General features: G+C 37.3%; 14 protein-coding genes. All 14 read right to left on the reverse strand.

All coding sequences use genetic code 11. The annotated features are described in order from the left end of the window. Nucleotides 1-5: 5 nt before the first annotated feature. Nucleotides 6-1130, reverse strand: a complete 1125-nt coding sequence (locus tag AB8M93_RS07505; RefSeq protein WP_373056959.1) for a glycosyltransferase family 4 protein — start codon at nt 1128-1130, stop codon at nt 6-8. Between the two features lie 54 nt (nt 1131-1184). Continuing rightward, nucleotides 1185-2054 carry a hypothetical protein gene (locus tag AB8M93_RS07510; protein WP_373056960.1) on the reverse strand — a complete coding sequence of 290 codons (870 nt, stop codon included), beginning with the start codon at nt 2052-2054 and terminating at the stop codon, nt 1185-1187. Between the two features lie 41 nt (nt 2055-2095). Next, on the reverse strand, nt 2096-3031 hold the full coding sequence (locus AB8M93_RS07515; protein ID WP_373056961.1) for an NAD-dependent epimerase/dehydratase family protein: 936 nt from the start codon (nt 3029-3031) through the stop codon (nt 2096-2098). Nucleotides 3032-3050: 19 nt separating this feature from the next. Further along, complete coding sequence (locus AB8M93_RS07520) at nt 3051-4202, reverse strand: glycosyltransferase family protein (protein WP_373056962.1); 1152 nt, start codon at nt 4200-4202, stop codon at nt 3051-3053. After that, nucleotides 4203-5141 (reverse strand): glycosyltransferase family 2 protein, encoded by a 939-nt coding sequence (locus AB8M93_RS07525; RefSeq protein ID WP_373056963.1) that lies wholly within the window; start codon nt 5139-5141, stop codon nt 4203-4205. Nucleotides 5142-5143: 2 nt separating this feature from the next. After that, the gene (locus AB8M93_RS07530) at nt 5144-6430 is read right to left on the reverse strand and encodes a lipopolysaccharide biosynthesis protein (RefSeq protein ID WP_373056964.1); all 1287 of its coding nucleotides are present in this window, start codon (nt 6428-6430) and stop codon (nt 5144-5146) included. A gap of 46 nt (nt 6431-6476) precedes the next feature. Then, nucleotides 6477-8813 carry a GumC family protein gene (locus tag AB8M93_RS07535; RefSeq protein WP_373056965.1) on the reverse strand — a complete coding sequence of 779 codons (2337 nt, stop codon included), beginning with the start codon at nt 8811-8813 and terminating at the stop codon, nt 6477-6479. Nucleotides 8814-8834: 21 nt separating this feature from the next. Then, nucleotides 8835-9599 carry a polysaccharide biosynthesis/export family protein gene (locus AB8M93_RS07540; protein WP_373056966.1) on the reverse strand — a complete coding sequence of 255 codons (765 nt, stop codon included), beginning with the start codon at nt 9597-9599 and terminating at the stop codon, nt 8835-8837. A gap of 83 nt (nt 9600-9682) precedes the next feature. Continuing rightward, nucleotides 9683-11047 carry an exopolysaccharide biosynthesis polyprenyl glycosylphosphotransferase gene (locus AB8M93_RS07545; protein ID WP_373056967.1) on the reverse strand — a complete coding sequence of 455 codons (1365 nt, stop codon included), beginning with the start codon at nt 11045-11047 and terminating at the stop codon, nt 9683-9685. A gap of 126 nt (nt 11048-11173) precedes the next feature. Continuing rightward, nucleotides 11174-12286, reverse strand: coding sequence for a GDP-mannose 4,6-dehydratase (gene gmd, locus AB8M93_RS07550; RefSeq protein ID WP_373056968.1), 1113 nt, complete (start codon nt 12284-12286; stop codon nt 11174-11176). Nucleotides 12287-12337: 51 nt separating this feature from the next. Next, nucleotides 12338-13105 (reverse strand): glycosyltransferase family 2 protein, encoded by a 768-nt coding sequence (locus AB8M93_RS07555; RefSeq protein ID WP_373056969.1) that lies wholly within the window; start codon nt 13103-13105, stop codon nt 12338-12340. Between the two features lie 75 nt (nt 13106-13180). After that, nucleotides 13181-14149: a UDP-glucuronic acid decarboxylase family protein gene (locus AB8M93_RS07560; RefSeq protein WP_373056970.1), complete on the reverse strand. Its 969-nt coding sequence runs from the start codon at nt 14147-14149 to the stop codon at nt 13181-13183. Between the two features lie 64 nt (nt 14150-14213). Next, the gene (locus AB8M93_RS07565) at nt 14214-15215 is read right to left on the reverse strand and encodes a mannose-1-phosphate guanylyltransferase (RefSeq protein WP_373056971.1); all 1002 of its coding nucleotides are present in this window, start codon (nt 15213-15215) and stop codon (nt 14214-14216) included. A 74-nt stretch (nt 15216-15289) separates the two neighbouring features. Next, the gene (locus AB8M93_RS07570; protein WP_373056972.1) at nt 15290-16729 is read right to left on the reverse strand and encodes a UDP-glucose 6-dehydrogenase; all 1440 of its coding nucleotides are present in this window, start codon (nt 16727-16729) and stop codon (nt 15290-15292) included. Nucleotides 16730-16879: the final 150 nt, after the last annotated feature.

Genomic DNA, 16879 nt, shown 5'->3' on the forward strand with positions numbered 1-16879 from the left:
TTGTTTTAGTACATTACTTCTTCTGTCTTCCGGATGGGCCGGGCAGTAAAATAGGCTTCAGGGTTTTTAAGCATTTCTTTCCATATTTCCCAGAACGCATCGTTACTAAAATGGTTTCTATACACCCGGTGAATTTCTTCTGCTGAAAATAATTCAGCTTTTATACGATCAATAAAAAGTTTTAAATTCTCTACCAACATTTCAGGTTCCTTCTCAGATACTATCATTCCGTTTTTATTAATTTCTGCCACTTCGGGCATAGCCCCTATGGTAGTACATAAAATCGGGCGGCCATACCGCATGGCTTCTATTACAATTAATGGTAAGCCTTCTGTATCTACAGAAGGGATCACTACTCCATGAGATGCACTTATAATATCTGCAAATTCTTCATCTTCATAAAAACCTTTCATGAACACCTTTTCTTCAAGGCCTTCCGTTTTAATAGTTTGTTTTATAGCCTCTGCTTCAGAACCCTTACCGTAGATATCAAGAAGTAAGTCTTCCTCCCTGAAGAATTTAGCGCAGGCCTGAACAAATTGCCTAATTCCCTTGTTCCATTCCAGTCTTCCAAAGTAAGTTAAGCGGATAGTTCTTTGAGCTTGAGGAATAGCTTCAAAATTATTTGACTTGTATTCTTTAGAGAAACAGGGTAGCCATGCCACAGGTTTTTCAGAAGAAACATTCTTTTTAAAAACTTCAATCATTCCTTCAGTTTGTGGTGCAATCGCGTCAAAAAGCTTAACCATTTTAAGCTTTAACGGAATATTATGTGCTTCAAAATGCACCTCTTCAAAAAATTTAAAGGTTGAAGCAGGTAGTGAAGCGGCAACCATAGAGTACCCATGGCCGTAACCTGTTGCTATAAAAACGTCTGGATTGAACGATTTTGCTTTTTTACAGGCCTTTCTTAATTTAAAATACTTCCCCAGTTTCTTTGAAAGTGAATCTGTAATATAAGGCACAGAAATTTCCGGGACTTCATTATCTTCAAAAATACATGCGCCGCTATTATTTACATTGATAAGGAGAAGCTCGTGGCCGGCTCTTCTTAGATACCTGCACAATACAATATAGTGAACTATAAGTCCTCCCATGAGCGCATTGTTGCCCATTACTATTATTTTCATCTTTAAATTTTAAAACGTTTATACCTGGATGATGCCAAAAACCTTCTCCTGAATTTACTTATTTTCAGTTAACCGGAATTTTAATTTTTCAAAGGCTGCAGAGACCGGATTGCTAAATTTAAGGTCTTGGGTTTCCAGGGTGACTATTTTGGTGTGTTTCTGGTAAATTAAATCGCTTACGCGGGAATAAATTTCTTCAAACCCTTCCAGCCTTTTTATAAGATGTATAGCAATGGTATCCGGTTTAATTTCATTCATGGATGCGGGAATAATTGCCTGCTCTTTTCTCCATATTTTCCCATTGCAATTTGCTCCCAATAAAGCCCATGCCGTCTGGTCTGCCAGCGAAACCCTCCAGGGTTCCTTGTCTTTAGGAAAATATTCTTCTTTGCTGAATAGCCATTCAAAAAGGTCAAAATCTATAGCACCGTTCCGCAGAAAATAAAATCCCGCATTTATTTTATCCGGAAATTTTATTCTTGGATGTATAAACCTTTCAAAGAAATTAATGGAATAATAATCAAACCTATCACTCATAAGTACAAGGTCTTCACTTCCATATTTGCTTCTTTCCAGTCCTACAAAGGGTTTTATAAAAAAAACATCAGAATCAAAATAGACATAATCGTCATCTTCCACTACAGCCATATCAAAGAGTTTAACTGTAAAAGCATTCTGTCCCCGCCATTTCTTACAAAAAGGATGGGACTTTAAAGCTTCATCAGCCAGGGCATCCACTTCTTTTTTATCTTTAACCTTAATTCCAGGTATATCACGCAATTTCTCTTTATCCTCCTGGGTAAGAGAACCATCTTCATATACATGAATTCTATAGTTATCCCTGTAATTATGGATAAAGGATTTTAATGACATTAAGGCCATTTCTATATCTCTGTGACAAGCTAAAGTGGTAATTGTAATCATAATAGAATTGGAATATTAAAACTTTATTACTTCAGGTATAATTAATATATGGATTTGGCCCATGTTGCCACCTGCTGCAGCCCCTTATCTAAATTGTATTCCGGTGTAAAACCAAGACTTCTTAATTTTGAAATATCTGCCTTCCAATTAGCCGGATCTCCTTTAGGAACCACTCCGTCAAATTTAATTTGCACCTCCACGCCCAGGTTTTTTATTAGGAGTTTTGCTACTTCATTAATGCTGCTTTCCACCCCCGACGCAAGATTATACACTTCCACTCCTTCCGGATTGGATTTAGAGATCACTTTAAGAACTGCCTGGCAAACATCTTTAACATACATAAAATCCCTGCTTTCTTTGCCTGTACCAAAAAGGGTAATTTCAGCTTTGCCTTCTTCTTCAGCCAGGAGAGCCCTTTGACTCACATCCCAAATAAGTTGTTTTCTAAGCTCAGGTCCATAAACTGAAAATATTCTGAAAATGGTAATACCTAAATTAAAAACCCGTGCATATTGGGTTAGCAGTGATTCTGCCGTTGCTTTATGGATGCCATAGGGAGAAATTGGCATTATTGAAGTTTCTTCAGTAATTGGCAAGGTTTCCGGATTGCCATACACGGCTGCGCTTGAAAAAAGAAAAAGCCTTGCCTGTGGCTGTGACTTTTTTAAAAAAGAGGCAAGCCTTGCAGTTCCCGGCAATAAACTGGAAAAATCGCCAAAAGGATCTTTTACAGAAGCAGCAACCGATGCCCCACCTGCTAAATGGCATACGGCATCTATTTTGTTGTTCTCCAATAAAGCATCTAAATCTACAGTGTCCAGTGAAGTAGTCGCAAAACCTGCCCATATTTGTGGTTGTAGGGGAGCTCTTAAATCTATACCAAACATCCTATGGCCAGCTTTGGCTGCCATTCGTGATAACCAGGTCCCCAGGAATCCTGAAGCTCCTGTAATAAGTATGGTTTTTGGTTGGGTCATATAATTAAAAATGTATTTTTCAATTTATTGGCTGTAGCTCTCTGGCAAGGCCCATATAAGCCTGCTGCGCTTCTTCAAACCTATTTTTCTTTTCAAAGTTTCCACGGGCATTAAGGCTTTTATAAATATCCTCAGCTCCAAATACCTGGAAAACTCCTTTTGCTTCCATTTCCTGTTTGTACATGGTATCTTCAGAAGAAATTATCACAGGGATTCCTCTTTCCAGCCACGCGATAGCAGAGCCACTTTTATCCAGGCCGTCTATTCTTGTAGTTACTACTCCTAAATCTACTAAATTCATACATCGGTTTACCTGGGAAGAATCTAAGGCACCGGTTTGAAAGTGGGAAGCATGGGCATCCTTCGCCATTTTTCCAATTTCCTGCCCCCTGCCATGGCCAATAGAGAGAATGCCTATTTTCTTCCCTAAACCTACCGCAGCTTTTGCTGCCGAATGGATTAAGTTTTTAATGCTCATGTAATGATAAACGGTACCAAAAAATCCCAGGATGAGCCAATCTTCCTTATTAGCGGTAATAGAATGAAGGCCTTTACTTTCTAAAATTTGATGCCATTGTTCATCTGAAGCCTTTTCTTCTGTAGGAATATTGCTAAAAACCGGTATTAATCTGGATCGAACCCCTATCTTCCGCAGATTATTTAAAGAGGTTTGAGTGTTAGTGAATACCTGCCGGGGATTTAAGCTGGCATACATTTTACTGATTAAAAGCTTTTGGAAGTTTCCTAGAATCTTCTCTTTTATTTTGGATTCTCTGGCTGTCCCGCACCACAGCTCATGGAACATGATATGGAGATTACTACTGGCCAAGCTTTTTTTGAGGCGCAACATTTCCAGGGGTAAACCATATTTATTGAACCCAAAACCTACATATTGCAAACTTACCCATTCCGGTGCCAGGGAATTTATCCACTCCTCCACTATTTTTATCTTTTCCCTGCTGGAAAAAAAGGAAGGAATGCGTACTACCCAATATCCAGTGTTGTGGCTTTTTCGCTCTTCTTTTGTTATTTCAGAAACAAACGGATCATTTAAAGCTATGACATTTATGGTAAACCCTTCTTTAGAAAGATTAACAGCCAGTCGCGAAACATAATCGCCTACTCCATCTTTTCCGGGCTCCATCCCGGGGCATATAAAGAGAAGTCTCATTTATGATATAATATTAATTAACCGTCTAATGCCCCCCAGAGTAAGGATCTTATTCCTGTGCCACTTGCTAAAATATATATTTAAGGCTTCCCTTCTTTTTCCTTTTTCCACAGCCTGCAGGATAGCAACAGGAGCTTTTCGTTTCAAAATAAGATTAACAGGGTCTGTTTTTTTACTATTGGCAGTTATACCGGCTTGTTGTATAATTCTAAAAGCCTGGTATCCTGAATCTGTCCTATTGCGGGCAATAGAGGATTCAGTAATCCTGTACTTCGCAGTATAGGCGTTAATAAAGTGTAGGTTAATTCCGCTAACCCCTAATCTAAAACCAAAATCGAAGTCCCCTGCATGCCCAATTTCGGTTTTACTACGGTAGTTTATTTTCTCAATTACAGTTCTGTCCACCATATAACAGTCATTAGGGAATTGTTGAACCATCCCGGCTTCCAAAGGGGAAAGTTTATTTGTACTATAATAGGCAGTTCTAAAATAGTAAGTATTCAACTCCTCTGAATGCTTCTTGTTAACAACTCCCCTTTCATCAATTATATATTGCTTACCGTAAACTGCCTGTATAGTATTATCAGACTGGAAACATTTCATCATCTTCTCCAGGGCTGTTTCCATCAATAGATCATCATCATGCAATAAAACGATTTTTTCTCCACTGGCGTTTTTAAACAATCCATTAACGTTTGCAGCCTGTCCCAATGGAGGTTCATTCTTAAAGTAACCTATATCAATTGCTGAAGCATCTTTATAAGTTTCCACCAGTTCTCTTGTTTCATTATTTGTGGAATCATCGCCTATTAAAATTTCGAAGGGTAAAAATGTTTGACTTAAACAGGAATCCATCGCTTCTTTTAAAAGGTCTGGCCGGTTATAAGTAGGGATACAAACCGTTATTTTCATAAGAAAAAATCCTGATATTTTAAACATTCTTAGACTTTTTGAAGCCCTGCAATGCTATTGGATAAATATAATAGCAGGGTTATTGAGCCTGAAAGGATACCCATGTATAAAACACCGGTTAAGGTAGTAATATCGAAAAGAAATATTCCTAATAAAATCCCTCCAATATCCGTTGGTATTTCTAATAATGGAGTAAACTTAATCCACCCTTTGTTAAGATTTACATTATGCACAATTCCTATTATAAATCCTATTGAACCCCCTATTATCATTAATAAAAGTTCATAATCTAAATTCTGGTACCCTTCACCCAAAATCCATAAGAAAAATTCAGGGAAAAAGGCAACAGCCAAAAGCACTATACCGCATATAATTAAAGAAGCCATAATTGCGCCTACAAACATTTTTTTTAGCCTCTCTAAGTTATTATTACGCGCAAACATGGGAGCGTAGATATTGTGAAAAAGAGCAGATATAATGGTAAAGATCAATGAAAACCGCGCCAGTGCACCTATCTCTGCAAGGGAATCTGTTGTACCAAAAACACCTAACAGGAAGATTGAAATTTGCCCTTTAAAAGCAAAAAAAGCCGAGTTATGCCAATTTAACCTGATGTAATAAATAAGCGTCTTCTTATAATCAGGATTGATCTCTGAGACTTCCGCTAATCCTAAATCTTTACCTTTTCTTTTAACATAGATATAAGAAGACCAGGCACTTATACTGGTTATAAGGAAAATTACTGCTATTACGTAATCCAGATTAAGAAAAAGTAAAATTCCCGCAATACCAATAAATCTAACTACATGACCTACAAGTTCAGAGATTTGCACAATAGACACTTCTTTTTGCAGTAACATGGCTGTTCGAAGAAAGGCGGTTTGAACTTCTGGTATTACAATTAAGAGAAGGCACAGTAGAAACCATATAATTCTGCTTATCTCTACCTCTTGCTCAAATAAAATATATGCGGCATATCCGCCCACCAATAGAAAAGCTATACCAATAATTATGGGAGCAATATGTTTGGCGGTTCTAATAAGACTCGAAATTTTTGAAGTATCACTCCAAATTTCTCCTCCAATCTTTTTAAAACCGATGAATATTGCTGAATTGGAAAGGGGTATAAGCATTCCCTGTATAGTAAGTAACACGGTATAAATAGCATAATCTGCTTTAGACAGCTCACGCACCAGCAATATACTTATTGCAAACCCCAGTGCTTTTCCTATCATTTGGGAACCTAAAACCTGCCCTATAGGTTTAAGTGCCGATTTGGTAAAGTATGGACTGATTTGCTCTATTGTAACTCGCAATCTTTTGTTGATATTATTAAATCTATTTAAAATTTAATCTTTAAAATTAGTTCTGGATGGCTGCCCGGCGTTCAGCATTTAATACTTTATTGGGGGCATGCCCATAGCCATAAGCATAGGCTTCCTTAGATTTTATGCCATTAAGAACAATCATAGGGCGATTGAGTTTATTTTTTTGATATATATCTTCAATAATCTTAAGTTCAGATTTCCTGGTATAATTATGTCTGATGACATAAATACTCGAATCTACATAAGGAGCGAGAGCATACGCATCTGCTACTTTACCAATTGGAGCGGAGTCTATAAGCACATAATCAAATCTTTGTTCCAGTTCCTTTAATAGATATTCTATCTTAGGGCTTAACATCAATTCCCCGGCGTTAGGAGGAATAGCTCCCGAGCCTATGAAATACAAGCCTTCAATTTCTGGAGAAGAAATGAGCAAATTTTCTATTTGCAGCTCATCATCCACAAGAAAATCAGTTATTCCAAAATCATCAGAAAGGCCTATATCTTTCATTAGCTTTGGTGCTCTAAGGTCAAAACTTAAGACTACCACTTTTTTGCCGGAGCTGGCAAGGCTACTTCCAAGGTTTATACTAAAAAAAGTTTTTCCTTCACCCTGCTTTCCGGAGGTAATCAAAATGGTTTTATTCTTTTTCCCGGCAGAAATAAACTTAAGGTTAAACCTGATAAGCCTAAATAGCTCCGCTACCGGAGTATTATTCTTTTCCTTTGCAACCAGGGTCTCTTTCTCCTGATTATAGGCAATTTCCCCCAGTACCGGCACGTGGGTGTACTCTTCTATCTCTTCACGCTCCTGTACTTTGTTATTTATTTTTTCCTTGACATAAACTATGGAGAATGGAAGGAAAAGACCTAGAATAATTGCTCCAAGATATACTGAAGTTGTATTAGGGCTTACGGGATACCCACCTGCTCTTGGAGCATCTACTATCCTGGTGTTTGAAATAGGGGCAGCCAGAGACAAAGCTTCTTCCTCCCGTTTTTGCAAAAGGTAAAGGTAAAGCTCCTGTTTGGTCCCCTGTTCCCTGTTAATAGCTAAAAGCTGTCTCTCTGCAGCCGGCACTTTTCTTACCTGTGATTCATATTGCTGCGAATTTTGTCTTAAATTTCTTTGCGCGATGATTAAGCCATCTTTAATATTACTAAGATTTTCTAATGTGCTCGCTCTTAAATCTTTAATTTGCTGATCTATCTCCACCACAAGTGGATTGTCTTTTGGGGTAGTACGTATTAAACTTCTTCTTCTTAACTGGAGCTCATTTAATCTTGAAATTAGGTTTACAAGCGTTGGATCTTCAATATTAAGTGTACTGGGGACTGTGGGGGCATTCTCGCCCTGTTGTCCCAGATATGATTCGATAGAATTTAAAACGTCCAACTGGGTTTGATAATCTGCCAGTTGCTGATTTGACTGGCTTGCCCGCTGCAAATAAAGTTCAGCATCAGAGCTTACATTAGTAAGTTCATTTCGCTGTTTATAATCTTCTACATTTTTCTCTACACTGCTAAGTTCTTCAGTAAGCATTGCAAGACGCTCATCTATCATATTGATAGTATTATGGGCTAGCTGATTATGGTAAAAAATTGACTTTTCTGTGTAAGCTTTAATCAAATTCTCCATAATACGTTTTCCTCTTTCGGGAAAGGGATCGGTTAAACTTAAAGATAGAAGGCTTCCATTGTCATTAACCGGTTCTACAGTAAGGTTACCGCTATAGTAGTCAGCAAGGCCTTCCACGCTATTAAAAGTCACATAAATATTTTCTTTAAATGAAGAAAGAGGGACTTCTTCATTGCGGTTAACAGTAAAAACACCGTATGGTTTTTGTATAATTTCTCCAAATTTATAGGCCATAAAGGTTTCCGGCTGTCCATCATTTAATTTGGCTAGTACAAAACTGTTATCATCTTTTATCCTTACGCTTAGGAAAGTTTGAGGTTCCAGGTAAGAAGAGTCAGCCGCACTTATGCTTATAGGAAGATTGCCAGAATAGACTTCAACACCATCAAATTTCCCCTCTACATAATATCTTACCTGCAGGTCCATTTGCCTGATCACCTTCTCCATTAGTCCTGCAGAACGCAAAATGCCAATTTCATCTTCTATATTCCTGGAGGGTTTAATTAGTCCTAGATCTCCAAAAGACTCTCCACCCCCTGATGCTCCCTCTCCTTTATCTTTATCTTTTAAAAGAATGGTACTGCTAATTCTATATTCAGGCACCGCCTTATACCGCAGGTACCAAAATGCTAATCCAATGCATATAAAAAGTCCTATTAAAAATAGGTACCAATACTTCAAATAGTTTGAAATAACTGATTGGATATCTTTTCCTTCAGATTTTCCTACCATACCAATTCGATTTATATAATATTAATTTAAATTAAGCAGAATTAACGAACCTACTGAGATAAGGGATAAGATTAGAGAAATATTGCTCCTGGTTAAGCTAGCCTGCTCCTTTTTGGATTTAATAGGTTCAACATATACTACATCATTGGGACCTAAATAATAATATGGAGAGTTAAGAACTTCTTTTGTATTTAAATTGAGCCTTACCGCCTGGCGGACGCCTTGTGATTCTTTAATTATTAAAACATTATCCCTCTTTCCATATACCGTTAGATCTCCAGCCATTCCAAGGGCTTCTATAATGCTTATTCTTTCTGAAGGAATAATAAAAGTAGAAGGGTGGTTGACTTCTCCAATTACTGTAATGCGGTAATTAGCGTATCTTACAGATATAATAGGATCTCCCAGATACTTTGAAAGAAGATTAGTGAGTTTATCTTTAACTGCCGATTTTGTAAGACCTGCGACTTCAATACCCCCAACTACAGGAAAATCAATATATCCATTACTATCTACAAGATAACCATCATTAACAGAGGTTGATGCATCCTCACTATTCCCTGAGGAGTTTCTGTTGAATGGAATATTTGCTTCAGGATTTAAGCTAGTTACTTTTATATTTAAAATATCATTAGGCTGTATAACGGGCTCCTTTATAACATTGGGAACATCTTCAACTGTGACCACTTCCTTGTCTGAAAAATCGCTGAAATAAGTAAGATTTCTGGATCCCGAACAGGAAAAAATAAAAGGTAAAATCAGGAAAAACAGGCTTTTTGAATTCATATAAGAATTGAGTTCTATTTATAGTTATTGTTATTGTTGGTTGTTCTATTTATTAGCTTACTAGGAAAAGGCATCATTATAATTCAATATGCTTTTTCCTCTCCTTTAACTGCATTCAGGATCGTTTGATAAATTATACTTAAATCCAAAAGCAGCGACCATTTTTCCAGATAAAAAATATCCAGGCGTACGCGATTAATAATATCTGTTTTTTGAATAATTTCTCCACGATAGCCTTTTATTTGAGCCAAACCTGTTATTCCCGGCTTAGCAAAATGTCTAACCAGATATTTATCTACCGAAGAACCATATTCTGTGGTATGCCTTTGCATATGCGGCCTTGGACCTACCACACTCATATGTCCGAGAAAAACATCTATAAACTGAGGTAGTTCATCTAAACTGGTTTTGCGTAAAAACTTCCCAATTTTAGTTACCCTCGCATCATTTTTTGTGGCCATAGTAGTATGTGCATCAGAACTTACTGTCATAGACCTAAATTTATGACAGCAAAAGACTTTACAATTTACCCCGTTTCGCTCTTGTTTAAAGTAAAGAGGACCTGGAGATTCCAGCTTAATGAGGATATATAAGATAGGGGTTATCCAGGACAGAAGAAATAGAATTACCAAAGAAGAGAAAACCAGATCAAATGTTCTTTTTACAATACGTGCGTATTGTCCTTCTATAGGGGTTCTTCTCATATTAAGGACGGGAACATTATCATATAGTTCAATGGACATTGCCCTTGTAAAAATTTCTTTATTATCAGGAATAATTTTCAGCTTTTTTAAGTTATTGTCTGCAAAAGTGATCAGGTTTTTCAATTCATCATGGGTAAGTTTAGATACCATACAATAGATTTCATCTACTTGATTACTTACCGCATACTTAAAGCAATTCTCTATTGTTCCTAAATAAGTAGGGCTTGTGGAAGGGATATTATCAAAATATCCCAAGTACCGGTAGCCTAAATCTGGTTCATCAAATACCTTCCTGATTTTTTTGAGGTTTTTATCCCTTCCCACTACCATTACATTTCTAAAATTACCGCCTTCGAGCCTGTACCTGCTGCGCATCCAATAAAACATCAGGCGATAAAGAAAAAGCAATAAAATGATAATCACGTACACAGAAATATGATGATTAAAAGAATATTGTTCCTGTTGCACGACCCCTAACAATGCAAAATAAGCTAATCCATATACTACAAAAAGTTGAAGCAATTTTGGAAAATTAGTCATAAAACGTTCTTTCCTTCCAGTAGGATAAAAATTAAGACTATACGTTATAATAAGCCATGAGAAGTTATAGTAAAAAATATTATTTACATTTAAATATATTTCTGGAATAAACAAAAACAGGCACCCATTGATTATCATCAGGTGGATAAAAATCGAAATGGGTATTATAAATACAGACTTTTGCATATTTAGGCGTCTTAACATTAGGTTATTAGCAGACCTAGTGATTTCAAAATTGCCACCATGGCATACTTAACCGTTCGCTGTAAATCTTTTTATATAGAATAGTAATCCGCGGGTTTTACTATTCACCAAAAGCATATGAAAAACTTATTCATAGTAATTGAAGGTTTCATAACCCCCGGTTTGCAGATGCTTATCCTTTTTCATCAATTTTACGTCGCATTCCATCATTTCATGAACCAACGACTGTAGATCGTACTCTGGAACCCATCCTAGTTTTGTTCTGGCTTTGGAGGCATCCCCTATTAAAAGATCAACTTCAGTAGGCCGGAAATATTTTGGGTCTACCGCTAAAACCTCTTTCCCTTCCTCAATCTGAAAATCTGGATTGGAGCAGGATTTAACGAAAGCCTTTTCTTCAATTCCTTTTCCAGAAAATTCAAGTTCTATTCCCACTTCAGCAAAAGCCATTTGTACAAATTCTCTAACAGGAGTGGTTTTACCTGTTGCAATTACCCAATCTTCAGCATGATCTGCCTGCAGGATCATCCACATCATACGCACATAATCTCTTGCATGACCCCAGTCCCTTTGGGCATCAAGATTTCCCAGATACAATTTCTCCTGCAGTCCAAGTGCAATTCTGGCCGCTGCACGAGTGATCTTACGGGTTACAAAAGTTTCTCCTCTTAAAGGAGATTCATGATTAAAAAGTATCCCGTTACAGGCAAACATTTTATAAGCTTCCCGGTAATTTACAGTTATCCAGTATCCATACATTTTGGCTACCGCATAAGGGCTGCGCGGATAAAAAGGAGTAGTTTCAGACTGGGGGACTTCCTGAACCTTACCGTACAATTCTGAGGTGGAAGCCTGGTAAATCCTGGTTTTCTTTTCCATTCCCAATAGTCTCACTGCATCAAGGATACGAAGTGTTCCTAGCCCGTCTGCATTACCCGTGTACTCCGGAGTTTCAAAAGACACCTGAACATGGCTCATGGCTGCCAAGTTATAAATTTCATCTGGCTGAATTTCCTGAATTAGCCTGATGAGATTGGTGCTATCTGTCATATCCCCGTAATGCAGGATAAAGTTCCTGTTTTCTACATGTGGATCCTGATAAAGATGGTCCACCCTGTCTGTATTAAATAAAGAGGCTCTTCTTTTTAGGCCATGAACAATGTATCCTTTATTTAAGAGAAATTCACTCAGGTAGGCGCCATCCTGCCCTGTTACCCCGGTTATAAAAGCTGTTTTCATCTTGTTAATTGTTGGTTTTCGGTTTATCTGAATCTGGTAACGCCTGAATTATTAATAAGCTTTAAAGCCCCTTAACTGGGGGATAAGATAGTGAGGTATTTTTCTTCCCACCTTAAAGAAGAGAGTAAACAATCCCATAAGATTATGTTTTTCAATAATTTCCATGTCTTCCAAAGATTTCTTTTTCTGCAATTTCATCGTGGTGCTTTTACCTCCCAATCTCATTTTCACAATCCATTGATTGATATACTTCTTCCTGATATTATCATTTTTAAACCAACGAAGAGACATCTCATAATCTCCTGCGATTTTATAATGTTGATCATATAGCCCGTACTTTTCATAAATTTCCCTTCGAACATATATGGTAGGATGTAATGGAATCCAGCCGAACAACAAATAATTCTTTTTGAAAGGATTTGAGGGATAAATACGTTTCACATCATGGGTATTCTGTTGATCAACAAAAAGACCCTTTCCATAAAGAAGATCTGCGCCGGAACGATTAAAACTCTCTACCACTTTTTCTATAGTGTCCAGGTGGTAGAAAAAATCATCGGAATTTAAAATTCCTATTACATCTCCTGTAGACTTCTTTATACCCTTATTTATGGCATCATATAATCCATTGTCTTTTTCTGATATATAATAATCAATTTTGTCCAAAAAAGGTTGAATTTTTTGCTGGGTTCCATCTGTAGAACCCCCGTCAATTACAAGATATTCAATATTAGGATACGTTTGATGTAATACGGATTCAATACAATCTGTAATATAATTTGCATTGTTGAATACTACGGTAATAATTGATACTTTCATTTTGTTTAGAATCAAGTTTATACGTAGTAGGAAGGAGAGGCAGATTTTTGGGCATTATGGGCTGCTTAATTTTACTTATTTTAATATTTGGTCTGGCACTTTTTTATTTCGTTCAAGGAGTGTATCAAAATACTTAATAGTTTTGTACAATCCTTCGCGGAGTTCTATTCTGGGTTCCCAGCCATTTAATTCTTTTCTGGCCAGGCTTATATCCGGCTGTCTTTGTTTAGGATCATCTCTTGGAAGGTCCTTAAAAATTAATTTTGAAGAGGAACCTGTTAATTCCAGTACAATTTCTGCCAGTTCTAACATCGTAAATTCATTTTGGTTACCAATATTTACCGGACCGGTGAAATTTGAGGTTGCCATTAGCCTTATCATTCCTTCAACAAGATCGTCTACATATTGAAAACTCCTGGTTTGTTTTCCATTACCAAATATGGTTATATCTTCTCCTCGAAGGGCCTGAACTATGAAGTTTGAAACCACTCTTCCATCATCAGGATTCATATTTGGACCATAAGTGTTGAAAATCCGGACAATTTTAACCTCAACATTATTTTGGTGATGATAATCCATAAATAAAGTCTCTGCACACCTTTTCCCTTCATCATAACAGGAACGGGGACCAATAGGATTAACATTCCCCCAGTAGCTTTCGGTTTGCGGATGTACTTCAGGGTCACCATAAATTTCACTGGTACTGGCCTGCAGAACCTTTGCTTTTACTCTCTTGGCAAGCCCCAGCATATTTATAGCTCCCATTACCGAAGTCTTTATAGTTTTAATAGCATTATATTGATAATGTACAGGAGAAGCCGGACAGGCGAGATTGTAAATTTCATCCACTTCAATCATAAATGGAATGGTAACATCATGACGAATCAATTCGAAATAAGGATTATCCATTAGCCCGATAATATTTTGTTTGCTTCCGGTGAAGTAATTGTCCAGGCATATCACCTCATTCCCCTCATCAAGAAGCCTTTTGCAAAGGTGGGAACCAATAAAGCCCGCACCACCAGTCACTAAAATTCTTTTCATTTTATAGTTTGGTAAGAAATTTATTATTAGATAACATAAATTAGAATAGACATCCAAACAATGATTACCTGATAAGATCAGGATAATATTGTTCCAGGTAGGTATAAACCTCTTTTACATCCTGGGAAGCAGATTTGGAAACAACAAGATTGGCGTCTTGTGTAGAAATTAGAATACAATTATTTAATCCCACAAAAAAAGTGGGTTTCACATCTCCAATTTGCATGTTTTGGTTGGCATCCATAGCATAACCCTTTGCTCTAAAATATTCATAAACGGCTTCAAAAGATCCCATGTCACTCCACATAAAATTTGAAGGAATTACCTTTATGCGATCGCTCTTTTCCATTACCGCATAATCTACACTAATAGAAGGAATTTCCATTGATGCTTCAAAATCCAAAACTCCATTAGTACCAGTACTCCAGGCATTGAAGGATCTTGTATAAACTTCAGGTGCATATTTTTTTAATTCTGCCAAAAAAACTCCGGCTTTAAAGCAAAACATTCCGCTATTCCAAAGAAAATTTCCAGATGCGATATAATCCAGTGCATCTTGCTTTTTGGGCTTCTCCCTAAAAGAAATTACGTTATTCCCATCAAATTCTATATAACCATAACCCGTTTCGGCAACAAGAGGCTTTATACCAAACGTGACCAGAAAATCTTCTTCCGCCAGTTTAACGGCTTGATTTACTGCGGTAGTATACGCCTCCCCCTCTTCTATAATATGATCTGCAGGAGTTACCAGCAAAATATCATGAGGCTTTGCGGCAAATGCTGCAAAAGCGATTGCAGGAGCAGTATTTCTTGGTGTGGCTTCCACTATATTTATAAAATCCTCACAATTGGTTTTAGCTAAAATTTTTTCTGAAAGCCCCCTGTTGCCACTATTGCCTACTACAATAAGTTCATGGCATAAACTGCGATTTCTTTCCAAAGCAAGTTCAAACAACGATTTTTCAGAAAAGATTTCCAAATATTGTTTGGGTTTTGACTGCCTGGAAAGAGGCCAAAGCCTACTCCCCACTCCCCCTGTTAATATTACGTGTGAAATATTTGTCATAAAAAGAAATGTTTTTGCTTAATCCCCCAGGATATAAAGAACTGTACTCTGCCTTTTTAAGATCGTGTGTACTTTTAACTCGCCAGTGCAGTGCTGTCTGCAAGAACTTTTAATTCAGTAGGTTTCCCAATGCTCTTTATGATGAAGCCAATCTTCATCATTTTCTGAATATCCAGTAAATCACGACCATCAAATATAAAAGCTGGTTTTAACATATTGTCATATATTTTTTCCCAGTCATAAGTCGCAAATTCTTCCCATTCTGTAAGAACGGCAATAGCATGAGCATCTTTACAAGCCTCATATGGATCAGAATAAACTTGACTGTTTTTACGATTTGCTTCCTTGCTTCTGGTTCCCAAATAATTTAAATCGCTGTAAATTTGAGCCTCTTCAACTTTGGGATCATAAACAGCAACTTCAGCTTCCTCGTTTAGCAGGTGATCAGCAACATAAATGGCTGCAGATTCACGGGTATCGTTGGTATCCTTTTTAAAAGCCCAGCCTAAAACTGCGATTTTCTTTCCTGAAACTGTATTAAAGAGGGTTTTGATAATATTATCAGCAAATCTTCTTTTTTGATGATCGTTCATAATAATCACCTGTTCCCAATAGTCGGCTACTTCATTTAGTCCGAAGGATTTCGCTATATAAACAAGGTTCAAAATATCCTTTTGAAAGCAGGAGCCTCCAAATCCAACTGAAGATTTGAGAAATTTTGATCCTATTCTGGAGTCCATTCCCAATGCCTTGGCCACTTCATTTACATCTGCCCCCGTTTTTTCACATAGTTGAGACATCGCATTTATACTTGATACCCGTTGTGCCAGAAAAGCATTGGCTGTTAATTTGGAAAGTTCAGAAGACCATACATTGGTAGTTAAAATATGATTATCTGGAACCCAGCGCCTGTAGACATCACACAATGCTTTCACGGCTTGGCGTCCTTCCTCTGTATCTATATCTCCACCAACTAAAACCCGGTCCGGATTGAGAAGATCTTTAACCGCTGTTCCTTCTGCAAGGAATTCCGGATTAGAAAGGATTTGATATTTCACACCGTTTCCTGTATTGTACAAAATATCCTTAAGAGCCGCTGCAGTGCGAACCGGAAGAGTGGACTTTTCAATAATTATTTTATCATTTTTAGCTACCGAAGCGATTTGCCTTGCACACAATTCTATCCACTTTAGATCTGCTGCCATTCCTTTTCCTATGCCATAAGTCTTTGTAGGCGTATTTACAGAAATAAATATCATTTCTGCTTTATCTATAGCGGCATCTACATCCGTTGAAAAAAACAGGTTCCTTCCCCTGGCTTCAGAAACAATTTGTGCTAAGCCTGGTTCATAAATAGGAATATTGTTCACATTATCATCATTCCAGGCAGCGATTCGCTTCTCGTTGATATCTACAACAGTAACCTTAATATCAGGACATTTTTGAGCTATAACAGCCATAGTTGGTCCACCTACATAACCAGCTCCTATACAGCAAATATTTTTGATTTCCATAATTTACGCTTTAAAATTTTTAAATGATTTCTTCTGGGAATTTCACGGCTTCGCCGCAGTAAGCCACATGGTGAACTTACTAATTATACAAAAGTTATCGGGGGGCAAATTATCCGACCATTGGGGAACTTTGGCTGGTTAAATTTCTAT

The organism is Autumnicola aciditolerans, from assembly GCF_041679265.1.
In the GTDB taxonomy this organism is placed as follows: domain Bacteria; phylum Bacteroidota; class Bacteroidia; order Flavobacteriales; family Flavobacteriaceae; genus Autumnicola.